This window comes from Vreelandella jeotgali Hwa (assembly GCF_000334215.1).
GTDB lineage: Bacteria > Pseudomonadota > Gammaproteobacteria > Pseudomonadales > Halomonadaceae > Vreelandella > Vreelandella jeotgali.
The window spans coordinates 22,730-29,814 of sequence record NZ_AMQY01000009.1 but is presented as its reverse complement, the minus strand read 5'-3'; the positions used below and the strand labels follow the sequence as shown (position 1 = coordinate 29,814).

Annotated in this window: 6 protein-coding genes and 1 pseudogene; 3 read left to right on the top strand and 4 right to left on the bottom strand. The window is 57.4% G+C overall.

Features of this window, described 5'->3' with window-relative positions; all coding sequences use genetic code 11:
• Positions 1–91 precede the first annotated feature (91 nt).
• Together C793_RS0102205 and C793_RS0102200 are read left to right on the top strand one after the other, a co-directional pair.
• Positions 92–1,075, top strand: a pseudogene (locus C793_RS0102205) (IS481 family transposase); the annotation flags it as partial.
• Between the two features lie 200 nt (positions 1,076–1,275).
• On the top strand, positions 1,276–4,581 hold the full coding sequence (locus tag C793_RS0102200; protein ID WP_017429315.1) for a site-specific integrase: 3,306 nt from the start codon (positions 1,276–1,278) through the stop codon (positions 4,579–4,581).
• A gap of 63 nt (positions 4,582–4,644) precedes the next feature.
• On the opposite strand, the gene C793_RS0102195 is transcribed toward C793_RS0102200, so the two are convergent.
• Genes C793_RS0102195 through C793_RS14690 form a run of 4 tightly spaced genes read right to left on the bottom strand, consistent with a single transcriptional unit; the run spans position 4,645 to position 6,655 of the window.
• Entirely contained in the window at positions 4,645–4,941 is a 297-nt protein-coding gene (locus C793_RS0102195) for a hypothetical protein (protein ID WP_017429314.1), read from the bottom strand.
• A complete protein-coding gene (locus C793_RS0102190) occupies positions 4,932–5,252 on the bottom strand; it encodes a hypothetical protein (RefSeq protein WP_017429313.1) in 321 nt (106 codons plus the stop codon). The genes C793_RS0102195 and C793_RS0102190 overlap by 10 nt, the downstream gene beginning before the upstream one ends.
• Before the next feature lie 10 nt (positions 5,253–5,262).
• Positions 5,263–6,426 (bottom strand): Arm DNA-binding domain-containing protein, encoded by a 1,164-nt coding sequence (locus C793_RS0102185; RefSeq protein ID WP_017429312.1) that lies wholly within the window; start codon positions 6,424–6,426, stop codon positions 5,263–5,265.
• The gene (locus C793_RS14690; RefSeq protein WP_017429311.1) at positions 6,419–6,655 is read right to left on the bottom strand and encodes a hypothetical protein; all 237 of its coding nucleotides are present in this window, start codon (positions 6,653–6,655) and stop codon (positions 6,419–6,421) included. The genes C793_RS0102185 and C793_RS14690 overlap by 8 nt, the downstream gene beginning before the upstream one ends.
• A 112-nt stretch (positions 6,656–6,767) precedes the next feature.
• On the opposite strand from C793_RS14690, the gene C793_RS0102175 reads away from it, so the two are divergent.
• Positions 6,768–7,046 (top strand): helix-turn-helix domain-containing protein, encoded by a 279-nt coding sequence (locus tag C793_RS0102175; RefSeq protein WP_217994449.1) that lies wholly within the window; start codon positions 6,768–6,770, stop codon positions 7,044–7,046.
• The last annotated feature ends 39 nt before the right edge of the window (positions 7,047–7,085 follow it).

Sequence of the window (7,085 nt, the reverse complement as noted above, 5' to 3'; positions counted from 1 at the left end):
TGTAGGGTCCCTGATGATCAAATGAGTGATAGAAGTTACCCTCTGCTGATAGCAAGAGAGCTTCTACAGCAGTTCATCCGGGAGCAGAGACATGGACATCAAGCTGCATAAGCAGGCCACCACCACACCAAAGATCCGTGCTGACATCCAGGCAGCGCCCGCCAGCATCAGCGATAGCGAGTTGGCGCGCCAGTACGGTGTTGGTGATTCGACGATACGCCGTTGGCGGTACCGCGACGATGTTCATGATCGGTCCCATACACGCCATAACCTGCTGGCTACGCTCACGTCCGAGCAGGAGGAAGTGCTGATCGCCGCTCGCGAGTTCCTGCGCCTCGGTCTGGATGACTTGCTCGTCGTGGCACGTGAGTTTCTGAATCCTCGGTTGTCACGCTCCGGCTTGCATCGCATGCTTAAGCGCCGTGAGGTGCCGACACTCGCGGAACTGGCCCGTCAGGATGCCGGAGATGATGGCAAGCCTCGGCACAAGCCCTTCAAGGACTACGAGCCTGGGTATGTGCATGTCGATATCAAGCACCTGCCCCAGATGCCCGACGAGGAGCAAAAGCGCTACCTATATGTTGCCATCGACCGTGCCACACGTTGGGTCTATCTGGAAGTCAGGCGCAGCCAGTCCGCCAGGGATGCCAAGGCGTTCATGAAGTGTGTGGAGGAAAAGGCGCCCTTCACGATCCAGACGGTGCTGACTGACAACGGCAAGTCGTTCACCGATCGCTTCACGCGGGCAGGTGAGCGCAGGCCCAGCGGCCGCCATCCCTTCGATCTGGAGTGCCAGGCCCATGGTATCGACCATCGCCTGATCAAGCCGGGAAGGCCGCAGACGAACGGTATGGTAGAACGGTTCAACGGCCGCATCAGCGACGTGCTGGCCACCCGGCGCTATACCTCAGGCGAGGATCTGGAGCAGACGCTCAAACGCTACGCTTGGCTGTACAATCACCACATCTCGCAGAAGGCACTGCATCATCAATCACCGATTGCGGCGATGAAGGAGTGGCAGGCCAAGCGACCTGAGTTATTTACCAAGCGGGTTGTTAATCACACGGGACCCGACAATTATCTGCATACGCAGCTCAAAGAGCGCGGCTGTTCGGCCGAAGAAGTAGACGCCTTCATGGGCCATTGGGATATGGGCCAGGAGCCTTGGGCAAAACACTCGACGTTTTGCCCCCGGGCCTATCGCCAACATATTACCTCTCGCGTGGAAGAGATGATGCAGGAGCAAGGCTGGACCGTCATTGAGGGAATCGCGCTATGAATCACACTTCGATTTGGTCAGGCTGGCACCTGACTGAGCCACAACGAACCGATACTGACGGCGAGGCTGAACGAAAATACCAGCGTGCTCTGGCGAAATACCGTCTAACTGCCGACGCGCTGAAAGCCCTGGAAAAAGAGGTGTCTGGTGCAAGCGAAGGCCAGCCATCACTCACTTTTCCAGATGCAGCAATCAGCAAGGTTTTCGAGGTACTGCATCAGAACAGTAGCCCCGCAGCGGTACGCACCCAGCATAATTTTCTCGTGAAAGGCCTTGAGCATGGCGCGCGGCAGCTTGGCTGGCAGGTGAATATTCCCAGCCCGCTGGTGACCATGATTCGACGCGCACCGTCGGTGACCACGGAAACGTTTAGCGAGCTTGAAGCCTGGGACGCCCTTGTCAACGTACACGACACTGTGGTGTCTCCCGGTGATTTAGCCGATAAATCGCAGGCGAAATGGATGGTCGGGCGATTGGTGTTTCAACTGATACGCGAGGGGGCTGTACTGTGCCGACGCTGGCTAAAAGCGCTGCCGGAGGCCGTGGTAAGCGGCGTTATGTTTGCGGAGGGTATACCTTTTCTACTGCTGGCATTGGCACCTGACAGCAGCGAAAGGGCGGCTACTGTCGAACTGTCGGACGAAGAGCCAGTAGAAGAGACTTCTGCCATACAGGCGCTGAGCGATGAAGCCGGCACCCTGTATCGCCGGGTATTTTTAAGCCCGGTCAGTCAGTTACTGCTGCTGAGCTACTATCGGCAGGTAGGCCAAACGTGGCCGCCTCAAGCCCGCATAGAAGCCTGTGTTTTTCACTACATCAAGCATATTTCACCAGCCCATCGGCCTCAAAGCCTGGCGTGGTTTATCAAGACGGCGCACACCTCGGCATCGCTGGATATGATGCCGCTGCTCACCCACTATGCCAGCAGCTCGGACGCCGCACCGTCATTACGACCTTCGACGTGGCATAGGCTAACCACCGGACTGGTGCTCACGCCGGCGAGCGAACAGGAGGACACTGAGGACGCCAATCTGGATTATGCGCCAGTGCCGCCCAGGCCTGCGGAGCTGCCTGATCAAATACAGCGGCTGCGCCAATTACAGAATGGCTTTATGGTTGCCACTCGTCAGGAAGGCCGCACAGCGACTCTTCAACATCTCGAGCAATTTCTAAATGAACCGGATAAAAACGGCCCGCTGCTAAACCTGTTGGTCGGTTGGGCTCAAACGCTGATACGGCGTGGCGGCCGAGTAAAAACCCGATTGGCCATCGGCACGGTGGCAACGTACCTGTCCAATATCGCACGCCCGCTGCTCACTCACGGCCATGAAGTGGACGACGTTCAAATGCTGGATGCCGTTCAGTGGCAGTCGCTGTATGACCGCGTTATCAGCGATGCCAAAACGGTTCGCAGTCGGGTGCGAACACAAAACCGCCTGCGGCAGTTTCATGACTACGTGATGGATACCCAGGCCGCACCGGACGTTGAACTGGAAGTGGCGAAAAGCAACGCATCGTTGGCGGATACCAATATCATCACGCCGGCAGAGTATCGGCGTGCCTTGAGGCTGATTGCTACTTCCAAGCAGCCCGAGCGCTTTCGCACCATGCAGTCGCTCGTTCTGATACTGGGCTACCGGCTGGGTCTGCGGCGCAGCGAGTGTGCATTTCTGCTGGTACGCGATGTGGCATTCGTACTTGACCATGATGAGATATCCAGCGAACTGATAGTTCGCGCCAACCAGTTCCATACCGGTAAAACCTACTCGGCCACGCGGCGGTTGCCGCTATGGCTGCTGATGCCGGAAGAAAAGCGCCAGCTGATCGACTGGTGCCAGCGTCGTCGCGGCGAAAGCACAACGAAGGCAACAGAGCAGCATTTGCTCTTCTGCCACAGCGGTAACGGAACGCTGCCGCTGGGCGATAAAGAGCTGTTTCGCCCGATTCAGACGGCGCTTAAAACAGTCAGCGGTGACCCAACGGTACGCTACCACCATCTGCGCCACAGCTTTGTCAGCTTCACGTTGTTACGCTTGCTGGAGCGGTCGCCCGGGGAACTACTGCCTCAGCGCTGGCTGTTGAATGATGAAAGCAAGATTGCCATGCCCAACGCCCAGGCTGATATATCAACGCTGGCAGGGCTGGCGCCTCAATCAAGCCCTACCCGTAAGCGGCTCTGGCAGCTGGCGCTGTGGGCCGGGCATGCCACGCCGGACGAAACCCTGGGCACGTATTCACACCTGGTGGATTGGGCTTTGGGCCACGAGCTGCGGCAGTGCATCGATCCGCTGGTGACCACCGATATGCAAATGGGATTGCTGGACATGAGTTCCCAAAGCGCCCTTACCAGTTGGCGTAAGCGGCACCGACTGGAACGGCAAACGCATGCCAGCGATCTGCTGGCTCCAGTCAGCAAGCACTGGAAGCCATACCACGGGCCAACGCCATTGGCAGGCGCTTGGCAGCCCTATCATCCACCGGCGGTTAACCCGCTGGATACTCAGACGACCGCCGCTCTGGAGTGGCCCGAAGCCATCACCATTTATCAAAGCCTACGGCTTATTGAGCAGCAAGAGGCGAAAGGCGCCTCTCGGGGCGAGGCTATCAGGAAAGCAGCGCATCGGTTTGTCGTGGATACTGTCCAACTGACCGCATGGGCAGAGAGCGGCGAGCAACTGATGCAGGAGAAAACGCGTCGTCACAACCAGCGTTTTAGCCGTCGGGATCAGCAGGACCGCCGCGATGAGTTGGCAGCCGCGCAGCACATCTACATGCCCGAGCTGCATCGTTGTATGGCCCCACCGATCAAGCCGACTGTTCTCCGAGAGGCCGGACAGCTTTTCCACAAGTTGCTGGATTGGCATCATGATCAGCTCGACGAAGCGGAAGAAAGCCTGACGATATTTCGCCGACACATGCAGCGCAGCACGGGCCATATTACGCTGCCGGATGCCCACGCCATTTGCTGCATTTGTCGCATGCTCAAGCGGCTACGCTGCATGACCCATACGCAACTGGTAGTAGAGGTGGAAAAAGCGGCCAAAAGCAAAGCAGTAAAACGCTATTGGGCGCAGGAAACAAGCATTCCGCAACATCGCATAGAGCTGGTGCCTGCGGCGTCTAAAACGGGAAAAACACGATACTGGTACGGCAATGCTGACCTGAAAATTACCCGTGAAGCCAGCTATTCCAGTACCGAGCAGCCGCTATGGGAGGCGGTGCGTTTTTCCGCTTTTATGACGCTGCTAGTACTGGGACTGACAGGCAACAACGAGGTACATACCGCTGCCGCCGAGCCATGAAAAATGTCCCCAGCCTGCAATATCTGCTGGCTGGGGACAGGTCTTGTCGTAGTCAAAGTAGCATTAGCGTGGCAGTGGGTCGCTGACTACGTGATACCCCGTGAGAAAGCACAGCCGGATGCTGATGAATTTGGCCCATTTAGCCGTGGCCTGAATGCGCTGCCCCATTTGCGGTACGCCATGCGCATTAACGTGGCGATCGGTAAGATAAAAGCGGCAGCCGCCCTTGGCGCCGATCACATACAGCGCCCAGACTCGGTGCTCCATCAGCCACTCTGGGCCCTCCACGCCGGCGATATAAAGCTCACCTTCAAAAGTGCGCCCGCCCTGCGGCGTCTGTGCAGTTTTCGTTAGTGCCATGACTGATCCTCCCAGGCCCACAGAGTACGTTCCAACTCGGCCAGCAGGTGTGGAATGGCCTGCCGATTGGCTTCAAGACCCAGCTGCTTGAGCGTGAAGCTTGTCCATGTCACCAGCGCATCCAAATTGCTTTTTTCATCACCGTTGCCCAGCCACATCACCAGCCCGCTGCCGCTGGCAATGCTGGTAGCCGCCGCCAGGGACTCAGCCAGGCGCCGCTCCACACGGCGCTGAATTTTCGTTTTTTGCGAAGCCTGCAGCGACATCTCGATATCTTCGCGGGCTTTTTTGATGGCATCCAGGGTATACATCATCGTCTCCTTACGCCTGTTTTTGTTCCAGCATGCGTTCAAACGCCGACCCGTCCTGACGCGTCAGGTTGGGCACAAAGCGCGAGTAAACGCGGAAAAGCATTTCCGTGGTGGTATGGCCCATTTGCCGGGCGATCCACTCCGGGCTTTCACCGGCCGCCAGCCACAGCGTCGCGGCGGTATGACGGGTCTGATACGGGCGGCGCGGGCGCAGCCCCAGCTCTTCCAGCAGCGGATACCACACTCGCTTGGTCACGTTGCGATGCGACAGCGCCGTGCCATTGCGCGTGGTAAATACCAGTCCGGTTCTGCCGGTTACATCAAACTGCGCTTGCAGGGCATCAAATACCGGCTGCGACATATCGATGGAACGAAACGAGCCGTCGGTTTTGGTGGGGACGAACTCCCCCACCACCAACGCCTGATGAACCAGAATCTGGCGCCGGGCAAAGTCCACGTGCTCCCAGGTCAGGCCGTCGATCTCGCCGGTACGCATACCGGTAAAAAAACGCACGGCGTAATACTCACGAAAGTCCGCGCGCACCCGTTGGATGATTTGCTGTGCCTCCTCCAGCGTGAAAGGCTCCACGTCGGTGCGCGGCACGTTAAGCGATTTGATCCCGCGAAACGATGAGCTAAACTCGTAGCGGTCGGCGGCCTCATTCAGCATCATGCGCAAAGGCGTCATGATGTGGTTGATACGACTGGCAGAGAGCTTCTTGCCGTTCCGGGAGCGAACTTTGGCGAGTGACGCTCGGAATTCAAGAATCTCTGCGCGGGTGATGCTGCCGACCTCTTTATGCCCCAGGGCCGGCACAATGTGCTGATCCAAACACCCTCGCACCGTCACGATCTGTGTATCCCGCCATTCGATCTCCTTCTCGGCAAACCACGTCTCGGCGAAGTCGCGCAGCAGCGGCGTCGCGTGATAACCACTCGTGCTGGTCAACGCGCGCTTGCTGAGCGTTTTGGCGCGCGGGCTATCGGGGAAATAGCGGCCGTAATCAAACGTCTCCAGCGTGATCTCCGCTTCGATCTTCTCCAGAATCCGCTCAAGCTTTTTGCGGTTCGCTGCGGTATCGGATAACGCCGTCTGCTCGCGGCAGCGCTTGCCCAGATAACGAAAGTCAAAGTAGAGATTTCCTGTTTCGGGCCGTGTAGCAACCTTACCCATGACAAACACCTCCGCCGGCCATCGGCACGCCAACGCTCTCTTCCTGGGAATGCAGCTGCATATCACGCTCGATGGGTTCCCAGAGATACAAAATCTTGCGGCCGCCAAACGGACGAATGTAATGGATGCCCTCGATCAGCACATCGTCTTTCAGACGCTCGCGAATGGTGCGGATGTCGTACTTGATCCGTTCGGCAAGCTCGCTGGTAGTTAAGTAGCTAGTAGACATCTTACGTCCTCCTTAGTGGCCTTTCGTAGTTTACACGCTACATAATAGACGCCGAAAAGAAGGTGTCAAGCATCTTTTGATGCCTTTGTGCTACATAAGATGCGGTAGTGCCATGAGTTTGGTAGGCTATACCCAGTCAACCAGAGTCGAGTTTATGATTAGATTCCGCTTAAAAGAGATGCTGGCCGAGAAGGGATTTCAGGAAAACCGCCGGGTAACACTGGATGAAGTATCCAAAGCTACCGGTATACACCGCACGACGCTTTCCAAAATCGCCAACCAGCGTGGATACAACACAGGTACGGAGCAGGTAGACCGTCTATGCGCCTATTTCGGCTGCCGCGTTGAAGAGATTATCGAGTACGTTCCGATGAGCGAGCAGCCCGAGTAGCGCGCCAGGCATTCCCCCAGACATATCCCCCAAGGACCT

Coding starts and splice junctions, on each gene's coding strand:
- C793_RS0102200 (WP_017429315.1), top strand. CDS start 1,276: ATGAATCACACTTCGATTTGGTCAGGCTGGCACCTGACTGAGCCACAA.
- C793_RS0102195 (WP_017429314.1), bottom strand. CDS start 4,941: ATGGCACTAACGAAAACTGCACAGACGCCGCAGGGCGGGCGCACTTTT.
- C793_RS0102190 (WP_017429313.1), bottom strand. CDS start 5,252: ATGTATACCCTGGATGCCATCAAAAAAGCCCGCGAAGATATCGAGATG.
- C793_RS0102185 (WP_017429312.1), bottom strand. CDS start 6,426: ATGGGTAAGGTTGCTACACGGCCCGAAACAGGAAATCTCTACTTTGAC.
- C793_RS14690 (WP_017429311.1), bottom strand. CDS start 6,655: ATGTCTACTAGCTACTTAACTACCAGCGAGCTTGCCGAACGGATCAAG.
- C793_RS0102175 (WP_217994449.1), top strand. CDS start 6,768: ATGAGTTTGGTAGGCTATACCCAGTCAACCAGAGTCGAGTTTATGATT.